We start from the raw sequence: 18,980 nt of genomic DNA on the forward strand, positions 1-18,980 counted from the left end.
ACTTAACAGATTATGAGCAGAAATGTCCTATCCGTAATTTTTACAGCTGTGATTGCTGCTGGATTTTTTATCTCGGGGCTTTTTGACATTTTGGACAATTTCATGATCAAACTATTATTGTTTATCAGTTTTGGAGCATTCATCGCCTATTTCTGTGTGATGATTCTTTCTGATAAACAATCAAAATAAAATAGTATTACATCTATAAACAAAAAATCACCTTGGAATCAAGGTGATTTTTTTTATGTGTTATTTTTTGTCCTTCTACTTGAACATTTCGGCAAACTTCCCGATTTCGGCATCTCCCAAATCTGCATTTTCCAACACCGATGACAATTTCATGATTTTGTTGATGTTCATATTATCTCCCAAAACCCTAATAATGGCAAATCCTTTGTCGTTGGAATCTCCAAACAGCACCAATTCATCTATATTGGTTTCCTCTCCAAGATACTTTACTACAAAATGTCCGTCTGTAGAATTTCCTCCTCTAATAAGCTCTTGGTATTTAGGATCCTTTAAAATGGTCTTTACTTTTGCAACCTCAGTTTCGTATTCCATTCTATTGGAATCCGATACTACAAAAGCCAACATATTCAATTTATCAACCGACTCATAGGCTTCTTTCTGCTCCTCTGTTAATGACGTTTCTTCTATATTCAAAAAACTAGTCGGAACATCTATAGAGGTAAATCCTGGTTTGAGTTCGTTGTCTACGTAATAGGTTTGCAACGTTGGTCCTTGGCTACAGCTTAATAAAGCTATAACCAAGGCTACCAACCAGATGCTATTTTTGATTGATGGTATCATAATCTTAATTTTTCTTACCTGCTTTTTCTAAATGCTCTCCGCCAGGGACGTTCATGCTATTGGTCATTTTCGAGATTTGACGCAAATCAATATCTCCCGTCAAAGACAACAACACTGTCTCCACCTCACGTTTCTCTCCATTTATAGTAATATCAGCATCTTTGGTGTATTCTGTAAGTCCGTTGATAAACATCAACAATTCCTTTACATGGTTTTCATCTTTACCTTCCTTCACATAGAACTTTACGGTTTGGTCCCCATCTTTAATTCTCATTAGTTCTTGCAAACTGGAACTTTTTAGATAACTGTTCACTGTAGCATTCATATCTTTGGAAACTTCCAAATTGTCTGTAGTAAATACTTTTAAACCTGTAATTCTTTTGGCCATATCCATGAATTGCTGGGCTTCTGGGTCCTCAAAATCGACATTGACAGTAGCCAACATGCTGAACATTTTTTGGTTGAGAATTATGGAAGTTACCCCATCTCTATCTTCAAATTTATCAAAAATACTTTGTCCAAATGACAACACTGGCAATAACACCAAAGCCACCATTATTACTAAACTCTTGCCCATAGTATGTGTTTGGTTTACGTATGTGCTAAAACTCGCTAATTTTTTCATAATCTTGTTTCTTTTTCTAATTACTTAGGTTAAAAATCTTGTTTGTTGTTTCAGAAAACTCTCCTACATAGTTGATGGATTCAATCCCTTTATCCAAGTTTTCAGAGACAAGGTTCAAAGCATTCAAACTGCTGGCCCCTTTGTTAAACTTTTCAGATATAAGGCTAAGAGCTTCCTTAGTTTGGTTGTAGGCCATTAGCTCATCATGGCTAAGACTGTCCAACCCTTGTTTTGTATCGGTAAGCAAATACACCGACACCATAAGAACTGCTACTGCCGCGACTGAAATCCATCTATACAATTGATATTTCTTAGGTTTTAATGGAACGTCCTTGGTAAACTGCTCTTGTTTTGTAGCGTCAAAATACTGGAACATTACCTTGTACGACTCTAAATGTGGTGGCACATCCTCTTGAGCAAAATAGGCCTTTAACTGCTCTTCTTCTCTCAAGCTGGTCTCACCATTATCGTACTTTTCCAGCAACCGCTCTATACTATTTAATACCATAACTGTGCGTATGTGTTAATTTTTCTCTTATTGTTTTCCTTGCCCTAGACAATGCCACTCTAATGGCGGTTTCGTTCATGTCTACTACTTTGGCAATCTCACTAAATTCATACCCCTCAATATCTCTAAGCTGTATGATAATCTGTTGTTGTTCGGGCAATTCTTCCATGATTTTGGATACCCAACTCATGCTATCCCTTACCTCAACTTCCCTTTGCAACGCCACATTGTGGTCTTGGTAATTGCTATGTACAATCTTTAGGTTTTGTGCCTGTTTGGACTTTAAGCGATCCAAGCAAAAGTTTTTGGTCATAGTCATAGAAAATGCTTCAATATTTTTATACTCCGTCATTTTCTGTTTGTTGTTCCACAGCTTGACAAAAATCTCTTGAGTGGCATCTTCGGCTTCTTCCCGAGATACCAACAAGCGCTTTGCCAGTCTAAAAACCTTATCCTTTAAAGGCATCACAATATGTACAAAATCACTCTGTGTCATTGTTTGGTTTGGTCAGTCGAAAACGTTCTATTATCGCTTTCTATCCTTACGACGATATACCTTATTTTTTGTTACAGCGTAAAAACATATTTTTTATTGAATACTGTAATCTCCTGTGTTTATTGACATTCAGAAAACAAAACACGCTATAAATTATTTTTTTAATTCACCATAATGTAAGTAAATTTAGAGCTTATTAACCTACTTTGAAGCTTATTTGATAAGCGACATCAAAAAAATAACCTATGAAGTTTTTAAAATTGAGCCTTTTGGCATTGGTCCTTTTTGCAGCCACAAGCTGTTTTGACGATATGGATGACACTATTAGTTCTTCTACAACTAATGTCAAAGATTTCGTTTGGAAAGGCATGAACTTTTGGTATCTCTATAAAAGTGAAATCCCTGATCTTGCAGACAACCGCTTTTCTTCCAATGAAGAATACAGTAATTATCTCAACAGTTTTTTGACTCCCGAAGAACTGTTTGAAAGTCTAATCTACCAGCGTGAGACAGTAGACCGCTTTAGTGCCATTGTAGACGATTATATTGCTTTGGAACAAAGTTTTGATGGCACTTCCTATAGCAACGGGCTTAAGTATACGCTTTATGAATTCCCAGAAAATTCTTCAAATGTCATTGGAATCATTAAAATGGTTTTGAATGACAGTGAAGCTTCAGCTGCGGGTGTACAGAGAGGGCAAATCTTTAATTCGGTTGACGGTACGGTTTTGAATATAGATAATTACGGTCAACTTTTAAACCAACAAAGTTACACTTTGGGCTTTGTAGACTATAATGATAATGGCACTCCAGAAAATGAGGATGACTTTGTAGAATCTAATGGCCAGACCACAAGCTTAACCAAAGTGGTCTATAATGAAAACCCTGTTTATATTTCCAGTATTTTGGAAGTGAATGGAGAAAATGTGGGCTACTTAATGTACAATCGATTTAATAATAATTACGATAGCCACCTGAACAATGCTTTTGCCGAATTTCAAGCCAGCAATGTGCAACACGTAATTATGGATTTCCGTTACAACCCAGGTGGTTCTGTAAATACAGCTTCGCTTTTGGGAAGTATGGTGACAGGGCAGTTTACAGGCGAAAACTTCTCCAAACTTATTTACAACAGCGACCTTCAATCTCAAAATTCTACTTACGAATTTAAAGATAGCTTTAATGGTATTGGCATTAACCATCTTAACTTGAGCAAAGTATACATAATCACTTCTGCTCGTACAGCTTCGGCAAGTGAGTTGGTCATTAATAGTTTAAACCCTTATATAGATGTTGTTGTGGTGGGAGATGAAACTGTTGGAAAAAGTCAAGCCTCTATTACAGTGTACGATTCACCAAACTTTACAGCTCAAAATAGAAACCCTACACATACTTATGCTTTACAGCCTTTGGTAGCGCAATCTATCAATTCACTCGATGAAGCAGTGCCTTCCAGCGGATTGGTTCCTGAAATTGAAGTTATTGAAAGTGCTCTAAACTTGGGGGTTTTAGGAGACGTAAACGAACCGCTTTTGGCGGCTGCTTTGGCGGACATTCAAGGGAGCTCAGGAAGATTTGCACCTTCGATTGAAAAGCCTTTCTTAAAACCAATCGATTCTGACTTAGACAAGAATCCTTTTGAAGACTTTATGTATTTGGATGACGATCACTCTCCTTTTAAATAAAAAAATGGCCGCTAAATAGCGGCCATTTTTTATACAATATTATCTTTTTAGTTGAAGTAAACCTTAGAAGCCGCAAGACCAACTTCGATGGTATTGGTTAAGTTCCCTGTGGCCAGGTCATAAATTAACAAATCACTCAAAGAAGCATAGTCTTTAGCATCCGTTATATAGGCCATTCCGTCTTTCACATTAAATCCGTAGGGTGACATTGCGGTTATATCTACAATTGCGGTTGTAGGTAACGCAGTATCATTTTCCGACATTTCAAAAATTTGTCCTCCCATTTGGAAGTAAATAGTTCCATTGGCATAGCTCATCAAGTTTGGACTGCTACCTTCTTCAAAAGGAATCTCAGAAACTACTGAATTATCCGAAGGGTTAATTCTAGTGATAGCGCCTTGAGTATACCCTACTACCGCCCAGTTCTCATCATAAATTGTAGCACCTTCAGATAGCACAATTAAATCTCCTGAATCACTCATCAAGATTTCATCTGGGGTATCATAAACTTCAATAGTTTCCACCGAATTATCAGCAGTATCTATTACAGACACCATATTATTTATGGAATATCCACCCTTATGAGTCACAAACAATTTATCTCCAACAGCAATGATTTGTTCAGGACCTTCCCCAACAGGAATTGTTGTTTCCACGGCATTGGTAGCTAAATCAATAACCGCCACAAAATCGTCATCACTACTAAATCCGTCTCCCCAATTGGTCACATATGCTTTGCCACTGGAAAAAGCAACAAAACGAGGTAATACCAACCCAGAAGTGATGGTCACTTCTTTTTCAAAAGTATACCTATCCACCACATTAATTGTATTGTTGTCTGTTACAATATACCCTTTACCGTCGTGGAAACCCATTGATTGTACATAAATGCCTAATTCTTCCGAATTGACACCATAAAAAATGCTGTTTTCTGAATAACTGTAATCGTTGGCCACAAAGGAAACCGATCCAGAAAGACTTCCTCCTTCGGCCAATACCAAGATCCCATTTTCATATTGTCCTTCTTCAATAGGAAGTGTAACGGAGTCATCATTATCACTGCTACATGAGGTTAAAAATAGCCCTACAGATAAAGAAAGAGCTAAAAACTGAAATATATTTTTCATGTTTTAAAAATTAAAGTTTATGTAAAAGTTATAGTTGATACCAGGCATGTAGCGATTGGCCACACTTTGGTAATTTTTGTTCATTATGTTTTTAACTTGTATTCCAACAACCCAGGATTGGGAGTTTCCAAATCCGTATTCCACCCCTGCATTATGTAACCAATAACTATCCACAACATACCTAGGATTGTTGTCAGAAAGTATAAACACCTCACCCGTAAATACAGATTGCCAGTAAGCACTTAGTGCTTTATATTGATAGCCTACACCTCCAAATGCTTTATGGTATGGCACATAAGTCAACTGTTTTTTGGTTTCCTGATCTTCAGATTTTGTATAGGAATAATTAGCATTGAATGAAAATTCATGATCCCTAATAACCCTTTGGTATTCCAATCTAGTCTCCAATCCATAAGCCTCTACATGGTCTGTATTGATAGGTTTCCAATTGGAACCATTAGGTAACCATCTGATCATATCGGTTATGTCATTATAAAATCCAATGACTGAAAACGAACCATTTTTAAAGGAGATATTGTTCCCTATTTCGAATTGATAAGAGGTTTCAGGATCCAAATTAGGGTTGGCACTTCCTGCCCAATACAAATCGTTATAAGTAGGGATTCTATAATTTTTGGAAGCGTTCATATTAACTGTGTATACTTTGTTGAATTCGTATTGAAGTCCTAGGCTGAATAACAAAGGACTGTCGTAATTTTGAGTGATTTCCTTCCTTAAAGTAGCTTCATAAAAGAACCTTTTAATGGCCTGCTTCCACAATAAACTTCCGCCTGTAATGGTGCGCTCATTTTCGTGAATGCTGGAACCTTCTCCATTGGTTTGAGTAACGTCCAACACTCCTTGGAGATACGTTTCCTTGGCAATTTTATATCCCAACTGGTACTTCCCGATAAGGGATTTTGCTTCACCAAAAGTATAAGCATCCGAAGCTATATTACCAAAGTACTTAAACCGTTCTGTGATATAGGCCAACTTGACATTAGACCTAAAACCTCCAAAGAACACATCCCATTCCAACATATTTCGAGTATTGAAATCTTTATATTTCGTTGGGGTTTCTGTGGGACTCTGCAAAGAAAAATGTCTATCTCCATCAAACACATAACTATAAAACTTCAAAAAGCTTTTGTAACTCAATTTATAGCCTATGGTTGCAGAAAAACTGGTGTTGTAAAACTCTCCATTCAAGTTAGACTTTTCACTATCCACAAAGTCATAATCATTTTCAGAACTTGTTCTACTCAATGAGGCATTTACACTCATTCGGTCGTTGGAATACCCTGATTGATAAGCCCAATCCAAGGTTTCAAAGCTTCCATAACGAGCAAACAATCTATTGCTAAATCCTTCATTGAAATGCAGCACGTTGTTCAAGTGAATAGAACCTCCTATGGCACCACTCCCGTAAAGCACACTTCCTCCCCCACTTCGCACATCAATCTCATCAAAATTTCTAATATTGATGGTATTAAAATCCGTCTGCCCGTTAAACTGCGAATTGATATTGATGCCATTCCAAACTACTGCCGTTTGCTGCGCCGTAGTTCCCCTAAATGCCGCCGAAGACACCATTCCCAGCCCATTTTCCTTGAAGTAAATGGAACTATTGAAATTTAAAACATCGGTTAAAGACGAAGCGCTTCGCACCAAAACACTGTCCTTAAGAGTAGACACCGATTGTGTATTGGAAAATGTTTTCAAATACGTATCGGTCTTTACAACTATTTCATCCAATTGTTGCAAAGAGTCCAATGACGTTTGTGTTTGGCCCGTGTAAACTGCCAGGAGAACCGCGATGTATGTAAAAACCTGTTTCATAGTGTTAAAACTTTTTTTCCCGAAAAGTTTTATATCTAGTTATGAAATTGGCAGGTCTCCTGACTCGCATTTTACTGTTTTACCTTCCCAGTTTTCACCAGTGGTTATGAAGTGAACAGTAACTCTTTTTCAAAAGAGATGCCCAATAAAAGTTGGACACTATGCTTACAGTTGCGGGAACAGCTCTGGACTTACACCAGATTCCCTTTTAATCCGTACAATTAAGTTTAAACGGAACCAAAATTCTCTGCAAAAGTAAACAATTCCCCGAATGTTTTACTATAAAGCACAAATAATCCTATTTTTGACATGTGAAAAAATTGAAGCTTGTGAGACCTCTGTTTCTGTTACTATTTTGTTTGGGCCTGTTTGGCTGTAAACAAGACAAACAAACCATTCCCAAACAAAAAATGGATGGAAGCCGCTCGCAATTCAAATATGCCAAAGGGTTTTCAATTGTTCACAACGAAAACTTCAAGGTACTCACTATTACAGATCCCTGGCCTAATGCCAGCAAGCAATACAGATATGCCTTAGTGCATAGAAACCTATTGCCTAGTATCACCTTTGATGCTAATTTGTTCGATGCCATTATCCCGATTCCTATAGAACGTATGGTAGTGACTTCTACGACTCATATTCCTGCTTTGGAATTATTGGAAGAGGAAACTTCTCTTATTGGGTTTCCAGGTACGGAATATATTTCTTCCCCTAAAACTCGAAAACTTATTGATGAAGGCAACATTAGGGAACTTGGAAAAAACGAAAACTTGAACACCGAAATTTTATTGGAACTACAGCCAGATGTGGTAATTGGTTTTGGCATTGATGGAAACAACAAAACCTTTGAAACCATTAAAAAAGCGGGTATTCCTGTTATTTACAATGGCGATTGGGTTGAAAGTTCTCCTTTGGCCAAAGCCGAATGGATCAAGTTTTTTGGAGTGCTCTACAATAAAACAAAAGCAGCCGACTCTATCTTCAATCAAATAGAATCAGACTACTTGAAGGCGAAAGAACTTGCTGCCAACGTTAAGGAACAACCTAGCGTTTTAAGCGGTGCCATGTATAAGGATGTTTGGTATTTACCCAGCGGAACGAGTCCAGAAGCCCAATTGCTGAATGATGCCAATGTTAATTACTTATGGAAGGACACTCAAACAAGTGGTAGCCTAGCCCTAAGTTTTGAATCGGTATTTTCAAAAGGAAAATCAGCCGATATTTGGTTGAGCCCTTCCTATTACAACTCCATGGAAGCTTTGCGGGAAGCAAATCCGCACTACACCGAATTTGATGCGTATATCAACAAAAAAGTATACTCCTTTGTCAACACGATGGGACCAACTGGAGGTGTTACCTACTATGAATTAGGCACGGCAAGACCCGACCTTGTTTTAAAAGATCTTGTAAAAATTTGCCACCCAGAGTTGCTAGAAGACTATCAACCTCATTTTTTTAAACCTCTTGAATAGCACTTCTAGTTCATATAAACTTCCGTTTACAATTTTGGTTCTGTTATTAGCCATATGTTTTGTAGTAAACATTACTTTGGGATCGGTTTCAATTCCGTTAAAGGAGATTTTCAACAGTCTTTTTGGAAACATCGATAACCAATCTTGGCAATACATTATCCTCAATTTTAGATTACCCAAAGCCATCACAGCTATTTTAGTAGGATCTGGTTTGGGTATCTCAGGCTTGTTGATGCAAACCCTGTTTAGAAACCCTTTGGCAGGTCCATTCGTACTGGGAATTAGTTCTGGAGCAAGCTTGGGAGTTGCCCTTGTTATATTGGGAGCTGGGACTTTCGGAGGCTTTCTCTCTGCGTTTTTAATTTCTAAATGGAGTATTGTTATTGCTGCAAGTTTAGGAAGTTTATTGGTGCTTCTAGCGGTATTGGCCATGTCCGTAAAAGTACGGGATACCATGGCTATTTTAATTATAGGGTTGATGTTTGGGAGCATTACCGCTGCAGTTGTAAGCGTGCTTTCCTATTTTAGCTCTGCAGAAAAATTACAACAGTATATCTTTTGGGGATTCGGTAGTTTAGGAAATCTTTCATGGAACGAATTATTCGTGTTTTTCAGTATTTATGCTTTGGGGCTACTATTAAGTGTTACCTCTATAAAAGCTTTAAACACGCTGTTATTGGGTGAAAACTATGCCAAAAGCTTAGGACTAAACATCAAACAAAGTAGATTGGTCATTATTTTTGCCACAAGTCTTTTAGCGGGGACCATCACCGCTTTTGCGGGTCCTATCGCTTTTATAGGACTGGCAATTCCACATATGGTACGTCAAGTTTTCAATACTTCAAACCATAAAATATTATTGCCTGCTGTATTTTTGCTGGGAGCTATCATCATGCTTATCTGCGATAGTATTGCACAATTGCCGCATAGTGATTTTACCCTTCCAATTAATGCCATCACTTCTTTAATTGGGGCGCCTGTGGTAATTTGGCTCTTGGTGAGAAAACGAAAAATGATGTTCTAATTTAATACAATAAGTGGCCTTAGATACGCAACATACTATTCTTTCTACAGACAACCTCTCCATCGGATATAGTTCCAAAAAGTCCCAGCATGTTGTAAGGTCTGGAATCAATTTGGAATTGCAACAGGGCCAACTTATTGGCCTGGTGGGCGCCAATGGAATTGGAAAATCCACTTTATTAAGAACCCTCACCAAGGTTCAGAAACCCTTATCTGGGCAAATTCTGCTTAATGGAAGAAATCTGTCTCATTATACGCCTGTAGATTTGGCCAAAACCTTAAGTTTGGTGCTCACCGAGAAGATTGCTTCCAAGAACCTTTCGGTTTTTGAATTGGTAGCATTGGGACGACACCCTTATACCGATTGGATTGGGAACTTGAATGAAACTGATATTGCCATAGTCAACAAAAGTCTCTCTCAGATTAATATAGCAGACCTTAAAGACAAAAAGTGTTTTGAGCTTAGTGATGGACAATTTCAGAAAGCTATGATTGCCAGAGCCCTTTCTCAAGACACCGATTTAATCATTCTGGATGAGCCCACTACCCATTTGGACATGTACCATAAAGCTTATATCCTGAAATTATTACAAAGATTGGTAAAAGAAACCCAAAAGACCATTCTGTTTTCTTCTCATGAAATAGACCTTGCCATTCAACTGTGTGACTCCATGATTGTCATGACCAATTCTGAGGTTACTTTGGACGCTCCAAAAAACTTAATTTCGAAAGGCATCTTTAACGAACTTTTCCCAAAAGATTTAATCACCTTCGATCTAGAAAGTGGCAGTTTTAAGGTGAAGAAATAAAAGTCTTTCATTATTCTTATAATTTCATTACATTTAGAAAACTATAAACCAACGTTTTAAATCTACTTTCTGAATTTCCATCTACTTGTTTGGGTAAATACTTTGCATCTAATTTTTATCCTCAATAGTCATGAAAACTAAATTAAGCTTGTTGGTGTTTTCTTCTCTGGCCCTCATTATTGTTACTTTTTTCTATTTCAACAACACCGAAGAGGCATACAATTACCCTGACCAAGTTGGCCTCAATGCTATAAGCTGTACTCCGGCCAATTTTATGCTAGAAGATGTAGACTTCAGTAAACCTATTTCTCCGCTTTTTGAAAACTTAGGAAATCATACCTATTTGGTAAGCACCAAAAATGAACAAGCCCAACAATTTTTCAATCAAGGGCTGCGCCTCACTTATGGGTTCAATCATGCTGAAGCACATCGATCGTTCATGGAAGCCTCCCGTCTGGATCCCAATTTAGCCATGGCCTATTGGGGACAAGCTTACGTTTTAGGGCCTAACATCAATGACCCTGCTCCTGACGACGAGAGAAAAACCAAAGCCAATGAGGCCATAGCTAAAGCCGTTGCGCTATCCTCTAATTGCTCACAAAAAGAGCAAGATTTGATTCAGGCATTAAACCAACGCTATGCGACCAATCTTTCCACAAAGACTGAAGATTTAAACCTAGCCTATATGCATGCCATGCAGAAAGTGGCTGACGCCTACCCTAACGATTCCGATATACAAACCTTATATGCAGCTTCGGTAATGAATACGGTTCCCTGGAATTATTGGGATAAAACTGGGAAGCCTTCAGCCAATATTCCAGAAGCCAAGGCAGCCCTTGAAAAAGCCATTGAGTTAAGCCCTGATAATCCGGGCGCACATCACTACTATATACATGTGGTCGAATTGCCAAATCCCGATTTGGCGGTTCCCAGTGCCGAGAAATTAGGCGCTCTTATGCCTTCTGCTGGACACATAGTACACATGCCCTCCCATATCTATATTCGGGTTGGTCGCTATAAAGATGCCGTAACCGCAAACCAAAAAGCAATTTTAGCAGATGAAGACTATATTTCCCAATGCTATGCACAAGGCATGTATCCTTTAGGCTATTACCCACACAACATCCACTTTTTATGGTCGGCTTCAAGTTTATTGGGGGCAAGTGAAATTGCCATTGATGCCGCAAAAAAAACTGCAGAAAAAGTTCCTGTTGGCGAAATGGAAGAGCTTCATTTTCTTCAAAATTTTGCTGCTACACCATTACTTGCATACACCAGATTTGGAAAATGGAATGATATTTTAACCACTCCCAAACCAAATTCAGATATTAAACACTTATCACTTATTTGGCATTATACTAGAGGGATTGCCTTTATAAGAAAGCAAAATATCCCCGAAGCTGAAGAAGAATTGGAAGCTATCTCCCTACTAATTAAAGATCCTGATATGGAAACCAATTTGGCCACAGGGTTTGATTCTGGCACTACCATAGCCAGACTGGCCTATGAGGTTGTAGCAGGTGAATTGGAAGCCGAAAAAGGCAACTTGGAAGAAGCCATTAGTCATTTGGAAAAAGCTGTGGAAATGGAAGATAATTTGGTCTATAACGAACCCTCCGAATGGCACATTCCTCCACGTCAAAACCTTGGAGCCGTTTTAATGAAAGCTAAAAAATATGAGGAAGCCGAAAAAGTCTACAAAAAAGACCTAGAAAATTTGCGTCAAAACGGCTGGTCCTTAATGGGACTTCACAAAAGCCTTTTAGCTCAAGATAAAATAGAGGAAGCCCAAACCATTTTAAACGAATTTAACCAAGCTTGGAGTGAAGCAGATATAAGAATCACAAGCTCCGTACTCTAGGCCAACTATTCAGATTTCTTCCATATGGAGATATATTCTTCCAAGTAATCATTTATCTTTGGACAAACTTCAATTTTAATGAGCGATAACCTAATTCTCATTCTGGCCATGACCGGATCGGCTGGAGCTGGCACTTATATTGGCATGACCTTCACCAAACTGAAAAGTAAAGGTGAGAAAAGTACTCTGGAAGAGCGCAATGCCAACCTAGCACAACAATTACTGGATTTCAAACTATTATCGGAAACCGAGCTTCAAAAGCAATCGGAGCAATTTGGAATTCAACTTAACGATCTGAAAAGTACGCTTTCAAAAATAGAAGCGGAACGTGAGGACATTCGTCGTGAAAAGGAGTTTCTAAATACGGAATTAGCTCGAAGAAACTCGGAATACGAAAACCTGCAACAGCTTAACCAAAAACGTGAGGAAGAAATTGAAGAACGCCAACAACAACTCCGAAAGGATTTTGAGTTATTGGCTACCAAAATACTCGATGAAAAATCGGAAAAGTTTACCATCCAAAATAAAGAGAACATCAAGAACATTCTAAATCCTCTTCAGGAAAAAATTCAGGTGTTCGAGAAAAAGGTTGAGGATACGCAAAAGGAAAGTATCAGCATGCATTCTGCCCTAAAAGAGCAGTTGTTAGGCTTAAAGGACCTTAACCAACAAATGACCAAAGAGGCCACCAACCTTACCAAAGCTTTGAAAGGTGACAGTAAAATGCAAGGAAACTGGGGAGAATTGGTTCTGGAACGTGTCCTTGAAAAATCAGGTTTGGAAAAGGATCGAGAGTATTTTGTTCAACAAAATTTCACAAGAGAAGATGGCACCAGAGTGCTTCCTGATGTGGTATTGCATTTACCGGACAACAAACGCATGATTATAGACAGTAAGGTATCTTTAACCGATTATGAGCGCTTTGTAAATGCAGATGAAGAACATCGCCCTCAGTTTTTAAAGGCGCACGTAAATTCCATCCGACGCCATGTGGATCAGCTTTCAGAGAAGAACTACCACGATTTATACGATATGGAATCTCCAGACTTTGTGCTTTTGTTTATTCCAATTGAACCAGCTTTTGCTGTAGCCATTAATGATGACAATTCACTTTACAATAAAGCCTTTGAAAAGAACATTGTAATTGTAACACCATCTACACTGCTAGCGACTTTACGCACCATTGATACCATGTGGAACAATGAAAAGCAACAGCAAAACGCCATTGAAATTGCAAGACAGGCTGGCGCACTTTATGATAAATTTGAGGGCTTAGTAAAAGACCTTACCGGAGTTGGCAAAAAATTGGACGACGCCAAGAAAGATTACTCCGCCGCCATGAACAAATTGGTTGATGGACGCGGTAATTTGATTACCAGTGTTGAAAAACTGAAAAAATTGGGCGCCAAAGCCAAAAAAGCACTTCCTGAAGCTATCATTAAACGAGCCGATTCTGAAAATGAATAAAACGTCACACTCCTTTGGATTCATATAAGAAACAAAAAAAGCCACCTTTACAGGTGGCTTTTTTTATGGACTGATGTTGTAGTTTATTGTTTTACAAACCGTCTGGTTTGTTTGAAATTGTCTGTTGAAACCTTTACAAGGTATACACCACTATTCCATTTTGACACATCTATTGAAGCGGTTAAGGAATTCAATTCTTGACTGTAAACCTTTTTTCCCAACACATCAAAAATACTCACTTGGGCATTTTGCAAGCCCTTTGGCAAGCGAATATTCAATTTTGTAGATGCAGGATTTGGGGAAATTGTAAACTCCAAATTGTCATCCTGAAGCGCATTTAAAACTAACATGCTTTCAGATGTAAACTCATCTGACAAAGCTACTTTAAAATTGCTTCCGTTATGTGCTTCAACACAATAAACAGTTAGTAGTGTGAGACATAATATTTTAAAACCTAGTAATTTTATTCTCATAATCTCATCCTATAGTATCACTAAATTACTAATTTTTTAAATACAGTCACTTACCATTCATCGAAAAAATGATGAATTATTTGCTCAGGTACATCTTTCTTCTTGAATATAGATTGTAGAATTCATCATCCTTCAAACTGTCTATAAACAAGATGCTTTCTCCCGTACTCTTCATTTCTGGCCCCAATTTTTTATTCACCTTAGGGAACTTGTTGAAAGAGAATACTGGCTGCTTGATTGCATATCCTTCCAATTGTGGATTGAAGTCAAAATCAGTTACCTTTTTCTCACCCAACATTACCTTTGTTGCAAAGTTTACATAAGGTTCTCCATAAGCCTTGGCAATAAATGGTACAGTACGTGATGCTCTTGGATTCGCCTCTATAATGTATACCGTATCATCCTTGATGGCAAACTGAATGTTGATCAAGCCAACCGTGTTCAAGGCCAATGCAATCTTTTTGGTGTGATCCTTGATTTGCTGCATTACAAATTCTCCAAGATTGAACGGAGGCAAGGTAGCATTACTATCACCAGAGTGAATTCCACAAGGCTCAATATGCTCCATGATTCCAATGATGTAAACATTCTCTCCATCACAAATGGCATCTGCTTCCGCTTCGATTGCTCCATCTAGATAGTGGTCCAACAACAACTTGTTGTCTGGCATGGTGCGTAATAAATCCACTACGTGCTCTTCCAACTCATTTCTGTTGATTACGATCTTCATTCCTTGTCCACCAAGTACATAAGATGGTCTTACCAAGATTGGGAAATCCAATACTTCTGAAATAGCTAAGGCCTCATCGGCAGTGGTTGCCACATCAAACTGTGGATAAGGAATATTATTTTCTTTCAACAAGGTTGAGAAACTTCCTCTATCTTCAGCTAAATCTAAGGACTGGAAGCTTGTTCCTATAATTTTGATACCGTAGCGGTCTAATTTCTCTGCCAATTTTAAGGCCGTTTGACCACCTAGCTGAACAATTACACCTTCCGGTTTTTCATGCTTAATGATATCGTAAATATGTTCCCAGAATACTGGTTCAAAATACAGTTTATCTGCAATATCGAAATCTGTTGAAACCGTTTCAGGGTTACAATTGATCATGATAGTTTCGTATCCGCACTCGGCACTTGCCAAAACACCATGCACACAACAGTAATCAAACTCAATTCCTTGTCCAATTCTGTTTGGTCCAGATCCCAATACAATGATCTTCTTCTTATCTGAAACTACACTTTCATTTTCAGAATATACGTTTCCATCTGAAGTTTCTACACTATTCTCGAAAGTTGAGTAATAGTATGGTGTTTGCGCCTTAAACTCTGCAGCACAAGTATCAACTAGCTTATAAACACGCTTTATGTTAAGCTCTTCTCTACGACTATGAACTTCACTCTCCAAACAGTTCAACATGTGGGCTATTTGACGGTCCCCATATCCTTTTTGTTTGGCCTCTAAAAGTAATTCTCTATCAATTGTATCGATAGTGTAATTAGAGATTTCCTTTTCTAGGTGATAAAGCTCTTCATACTGCTTCAAGAACCACATATCAATCTTTGTAATCTCGTGGATTCTACTCAATGGAATTCCCAATTGAATAGCGTCGTAAATTACAAATACTCGATCCCAACTAGCATGTGTAAGCTTGTCGATGATTTGGTCGTAGTTTTTATAGCCTTTTCCATCAGCTCCCAATCCATTTCTCTTGATTTCCAATGACTGGGTGGCTTTATGAAGTGCTTCTTGGAATGAACGTCCAATGGCCATTACCTCTCCTACAGCTTTCATCTGCAATCCTAAGGTACGGTCGCTTCCTTCAAATTTATCGAAGTTCCAACGAGGTATTTTTACAACCACATAATCCAATGTAGGCTCAAACAATGCCGATGTAGATTTTGTAATCTGGTTGCTTAATTCGTCTAATGTATAACCAATAGCCAATTTGGAAGCTACCTTAGCGATAGGATATCCCGTAGCCTTACTTGCCAAGGCAGAAGATCGAGATACACGTGGGTTAATTTCAATTGCGATAATATCCTCTTTATCATCTGGACTTACTGCAAACTGTACGTTACATCCCCCTGCAAAGTCTCCAATACTTCGCATCATGTGGATGGCCATATCCCTCATGCGCTGGAACGTTGTATCTGATAATGTCATGGCTGGCGCTACAGTAATGGAGTCTCCCGTATGGATTCCCATAGGGTCCATATTTTCAATCGTACAGATAATAACGACATTATCGTTTTTATCACGCAACAACTCCAACTCGTACTCTTTCCAACCCAATAAAGCTTTATCGATCATCACCTCATGGATAGGTGAAATTTCAAGTCCGCGACTTAACAACTCATCAAAATCTGCTTCATCATGGACAATAGCAGCTCCTGCTCCACCTAATGTAAACGACGAACGAATACATAATGGAAAACCAAACTCTTGCGCTATTTCCTTTCCTTTTAAAAATGAGGTTGCTGTAGCTTGGGGCGCCATTGGCACTCCAATTTTTGTCATTAAATCTCTAAACTGCTCTCTATCTTCAGTGATATTGATGGCATCGATATCTACACCAATCAGTTCAACGTTGTATTCTTCCCAAATTCCTTTTTCATCGGCCTCAATACATAAGTTCAATGCAGTTTGTCCTCCCATGGTTGGCAATACGGCATCAATTTGAGGGTGCTCCTCCAAAATCTTTCTGATTGATTTTGTAGTTAGCGGCAATAAGTACACATGATCCGCCATTGCAGGATCGGTCATAATAGTTGCCGGGTTCGAATTAATCAAAATCGTTTCTATTCCATCTTCCCTTAGGGATCTAAGCGCCTGCGACCCAGAGTAATCAAATTCACATGCTTGACCAATGATGATTGGTCCCGACCCAATGAGAAGTACAGAATTTATGTTTTTATTTTTTGGCATTTTTATGAGAGAATAAATTATTTACAAAAATAGTTATCAAAATGATATAAAAAAAGGCGTTACCTAAGCAACACCTTAATATATTAACAATTGTCAATCATTATTTCTTATGTCTTGGTTCAGACGATACAGACAATTTCTTTCTTCCTTTAGCTCTTCTACGAGCAAGTACCTTTCTGCCATTAGCAGAAGCCATTCTTTCTCTGAAACCGTGTTTGTTTCTTCTCTTTCTTTTTGACGGTTGAAACGTTCTTTTACTCATTGTCTTATATCTTTAAAATCTTCTTTGCTTATTACTGTAACTAAGTTTTATAGCCGTTCTAAAAACTGCGTGCAAATATACAAAGACTTTTTACTCTAGCAAATCAAAAGCAAAAAATATTTTCAATACTTTTTATTAACTTTGCAAACTTAAATTTAATTAGGTAATGTACAACAAAAATATCAAACTAGTCATCGCGGCTTTAATATTTGGTTATGCCATCTATCAATTTACTGAAAGTTATATAGGAAACGGCATTATGCTCATCCTACTTTCCCTTGTATTTGTATTCTTCTACTTTAAGAATGAGTTTATACTTTTGGCCTTTCTTAAATTGAGAAAACAAGATTTTGAGGGCGCAAAAAAATGGCTAGGTAAAATTAAAAACCCATCCAGTGCCTTGGTAAAAAAACAAGAGGGCTACTACAACTACCTTCATGGTATCATGGTTTCCCAGACCAACATGAACGAAGCCGAGAAATTTTTCAAAAAAGCGGTTGCTCTAGGATTGGCTATGGATCACGATATGGCCATGGCTAAATTGAATTTGGCGGGTATTGCCTTTAGTAAACGAAGACCCCAAGAAGCCAAAATTCTTTTAGGTGAAGCCCAAAAACTGGATAAGCGAGGGATGTTGACCGACCAAATAAAAATGATGAAAGACAGCATGAAGAAAGCACAAATGCCAAATCAGCACTACGGCTCCATGCGCCACGGAAGAAGACGCTAAGCGCTAAAGCCAAACCTTATAAATGTAAAAAAGCACTGTAAATACAGTGCTTTTTTTATTCTTAATATGTTATAAACAGTTAAATAACAATAAGTTTAAACGTATAACTTTTGGTTTTATTGTATGGTTTTGTACATTTAGGTAACAGCTCATAAACAAAATATTGTTACATATGCTTAGAATGTTTACAATATTACTGCTTGCCTCTACTTTTTTAACCTACTCCCAGGATAATAAAGTCTACTTCAACGACGCCATTTCCCAACATTTGAAACCCTATATAAAACAGAGCAATCTCGCCTTTGAGAACAAGGATTATGAATTGGCCGAAGTGCTTTTTGACTCCCTTTTTGAAAATCATCTTCTGAATACTTTTATCCCCAACCTTGAGCTACCAAAGCTTTCCGGAGGAGACTTGGAAACCGATGACTTTGAAAACCCCTTTTTATTGATTACCAAAACGACTTGGGATTTCCCCAATGAAAAAGAAATAGAAGCCATAAACACCATTGCGCAAGCCTATAGAAATCAAGTAGAAGTCATTGTACTGTATTGGGGACCAAAGAAAAAAGTAAAGCAGGTTACTGGAGGCTACAATAGATATGTCACTGTTACCTACATCGACGAAACTGAGAACCTTTCCAACAGCATAATCAAAACCTACAAGCATTCCTTTGGTGCCCCAGCCTGCTTTTTTGTATCGAGCACCAAACAATTAATGGCATTGGATAGAAAATTCTCCTTGTTTTCGTTTGACACTTCACAAACCAAAAAATCCTATGCAATGGCCGAAAACCACATTAAGGAACTTATTTTTCTGTTTGAAGAGTTCAAAAAAAGCTTACTCACCGATAGACAGTAGTA

General features: G+C 38.0%; 18 protein-coding genes and 1 riboswitch. Of the genes, 9 read left to right on the plus strand and 9 right to left on the minus strand.

Annotation, left to right across the window (positions count from 1 at the left end):
• Positions 1-12: 12 nt before the first annotated feature.
• Positions 13-189 (plus strand): hypothetical protein, encoded by a 177-nt coding sequence (locus ZA05_RS18150; RefSeq protein WP_157503292.1) that lies wholly within the window; start codon positions 13-15, stop codon positions 187-189.
• 75 nt (positions 190-264) lie between these two features.
• Here ZA05_RS18150 and ZA05_RS03525 read toward each other — a convergent pair whose 3' ends face one another.
• From ZA05_RS03525 to ZA05_RS03540, 4 genes are all read right to left on the minus strand, one after another.
• Positions 265-810 carry a DUF4252 domain-containing protein gene (locus ZA05_RS03525; RefSeq protein ID WP_053990303.1) on the minus strand — a complete coding sequence of 182 codons (546 nt, stop codon included), beginning with the start codon at positions 808-810 and terminating at the stop codon, positions 265-267.
• A 4-nt stretch (positions 811-814) separates the two neighbouring features.
• The gene (locus ZA05_RS03530) at positions 815-1,387 is read right to left on the minus strand and encodes a DUF4252 domain-containing protein (RefSeq protein ID WP_053990304.1); all 573 of its coding nucleotides are present in this window, start codon (positions 1,385-1,387) and stop codon (positions 815-817) included.
• A gap of 64 nt (positions 1,388-1,451) precedes the next feature.
• Positions 1,452-1,943: a hypothetical protein gene (locus ZA05_RS03535; RefSeq protein WP_053990305.1), complete on the minus strand. Its 492-nt coding sequence runs from the start codon at positions 1,941-1,943 to the stop codon at positions 1,452-1,454.
• A complete protein-coding gene (locus tag ZA05_RS03540; protein WP_053990306.1) occupies positions 1,930-2,439 on the minus strand; it encodes an RNA polymerase sigma factor in 510 nt (169 codons plus the stop codon). Before ZA05_RS03540 ends, ZA05_RS03535 begins: the two co-directional genes overlap by 14 nt.
• 245 nt (positions 2,440-2,684) lie before the next feature.
• Between ZA05_RS03540 and ZA05_RS03545 the strand changes: the two genes are divergently transcribed.
• Entirely contained in the window at positions 2,685-4,124 is a 1,440-nt protein-coding gene (locus tag ZA05_RS03545) for a S41 family peptidase (RefSeq protein ID WP_082333655.1), read from the plus strand.
• A gap of 47 nt (positions 4,125-4,171) precedes the next feature.
• Here the strand turns inward: ZA05_RS03545 and ZA05_RS03550 are convergent, their stop codons facing one another.
• A complete protein-coding gene (locus ZA05_RS03550; RefSeq protein WP_053990307.1) occupies positions 4,172-5,251 on the minus strand; it encodes a YncE family protein in 1,080 nt (359 codons plus the stop codon).
• A 3-nt stretch (positions 5,252-5,254) separates the two neighbouring features.
• Entirely contained in the window at positions 5,255-7,090 is a 1,836-nt protein-coding gene (locus tag ZA05_RS03555) for a TonB-dependent siderophore receptor (protein ID WP_053990308.1), read from the minus strand.
• Between the two features lie 31 nt (positions 7,091-7,121).
• Positions 7,122-7,347: riboswitch (cobalamin riboswitch) on the minus strand.
• Positions 7,348-7,500: 153 nt separating this feature from the next.
• Here ZA05_RS03555 and ZA05_RS03560 point away from each other — a divergent pair.
• The 5 genes from ZA05_RS03560 (at position 7,501) to ZA05_RS03580 (ending at position 13,722) form a co-directional block, all read left to right on the plus strand.
• Positions 7,501-8,562 carry an ABC transporter substrate-binding protein gene (locus tag ZA05_RS03560; protein WP_082333665.1) on the plus strand — a complete coding sequence of 354 codons (1,062 nt, stop codon included), beginning with the start codon at positions 7,501-7,503 and terminating at the stop codon, positions 8,560-8,562.
• 31 nt (positions 8,563-8,593) lie between these two features.
• Positions 8,594-9,586: an iron ABC transporter permease gene (locus tag ZA05_RS03565; RefSeq protein ID WP_231632444.1), complete on the plus strand. Its 993-nt coding sequence runs from the start codon at positions 8,594-8,596 to the stop codon at positions 9,584-9,586.
• Between the two features lie 13 nt (positions 9,587-9,599).
• The gene (locus ZA05_RS03570) at positions 9,600-10,394 is read left to right on the plus strand and encodes an ABC transporter ATP-binding protein (protein ID WP_053990310.1); all 795 of its coding nucleotides are present in this window, start codon (positions 9,600-9,602) and stop codon (positions 10,392-10,394) included.
• 130 nt (positions 10,395-10,524) lie between these two features.
• A complete protein-coding gene (locus ZA05_RS03575; protein ID WP_053990311.1) occupies positions 10,525-12,255 on the plus strand; it encodes a tetratricopeptide repeat protein in 1,731 nt (576 codons plus the stop codon).
• 78 nt (positions 12,256-12,333) lie between these two features.
• Positions 12,334-13,722, plus strand: a complete 1,389-nt coding sequence (locus ZA05_RS03580) for a DNA recombination protein RmuC (protein WP_053990312.1) — start codon at positions 12,334-12,336, stop codon at positions 13,720-13,722.
• An 83-nt stretch (positions 13,723-13,805) separates the two neighbouring features.
• On the opposite strand, the gene ZA05_RS03585 is transcribed toward ZA05_RS03580, so the two are convergent.
• The 3 genes from ZA05_RS03585 to rpmH form a co-directional block, all read right to left on the minus strand.
• The gene (locus ZA05_RS03585) at positions 13,806-14,195 is read right to left on the minus strand and encodes a T9SS type A sorting domain-containing protein (RefSeq protein ID WP_082333656.1); all 390 of its coding nucleotides are present in this window, start codon (positions 14,193-14,195) and stop codon (positions 13,806-13,808) included.
• A gap of 76 nt (positions 14,196-14,271) precedes the next feature.
• On the minus strand, positions 14,272-17,124 hold the full coding sequence (carB, locus tag ZA05_RS03590) for a carbamoyl-phosphate synthase large subunit (RefSeq protein ID WP_053990313.1): 2,853 nt from the start codon (positions 17,122-17,124) through the stop codon (positions 14,272-14,274).
• 100 nt (positions 17,125-17,224) lie between these two features.
• The gene (gene rpmH / locus ZA05_RS17995) at positions 17,225-17,386 is read right to left on the minus strand and encodes a 50S ribosomal protein L34 (protein WP_076663569.1); all 162 of its coding nucleotides are present in this window, start codon (positions 17,384-17,386) and stop codon (positions 17,225-17,227) included.
• Between the two features lie 166 nt (positions 17,387-17,552).
• Here rpmH and ZA05_RS03595 point away from each other — a divergent pair, with 166 nt between their 5' ends.
• Positions 17,553-18,116: a hypothetical protein gene (locus tag ZA05_RS03595; protein WP_053990314.1), complete on the plus strand. Its 564-nt coding sequence runs from the start codon at positions 17,553-17,555 to the stop codon at positions 18,114-18,116.
• A 181-nt stretch (positions 18,117-18,297) separates the two neighbouring features.
• On the plus strand, positions 18,298-18,978 hold the full coding sequence (locus ZA05_RS03600) for a hypothetical protein (RefSeq protein WP_053990315.1): 681 nt from the start codon (positions 18,298-18,300) through the stop codon (positions 18,976-18,978).
• The last annotated feature ends 2 nt before the right edge of the window (positions 18,979-18,980 follow it).

Source organism: Mangrovimonas sp. TPBH4, assembly GCF_001280505.1.
In the GTDB taxonomy this organism is placed as follows: Bacteria; Bacteroidota; Bacteroidia; order Flavobacteriales; family Flavobacteriaceae; genus Mangrovimonas_A.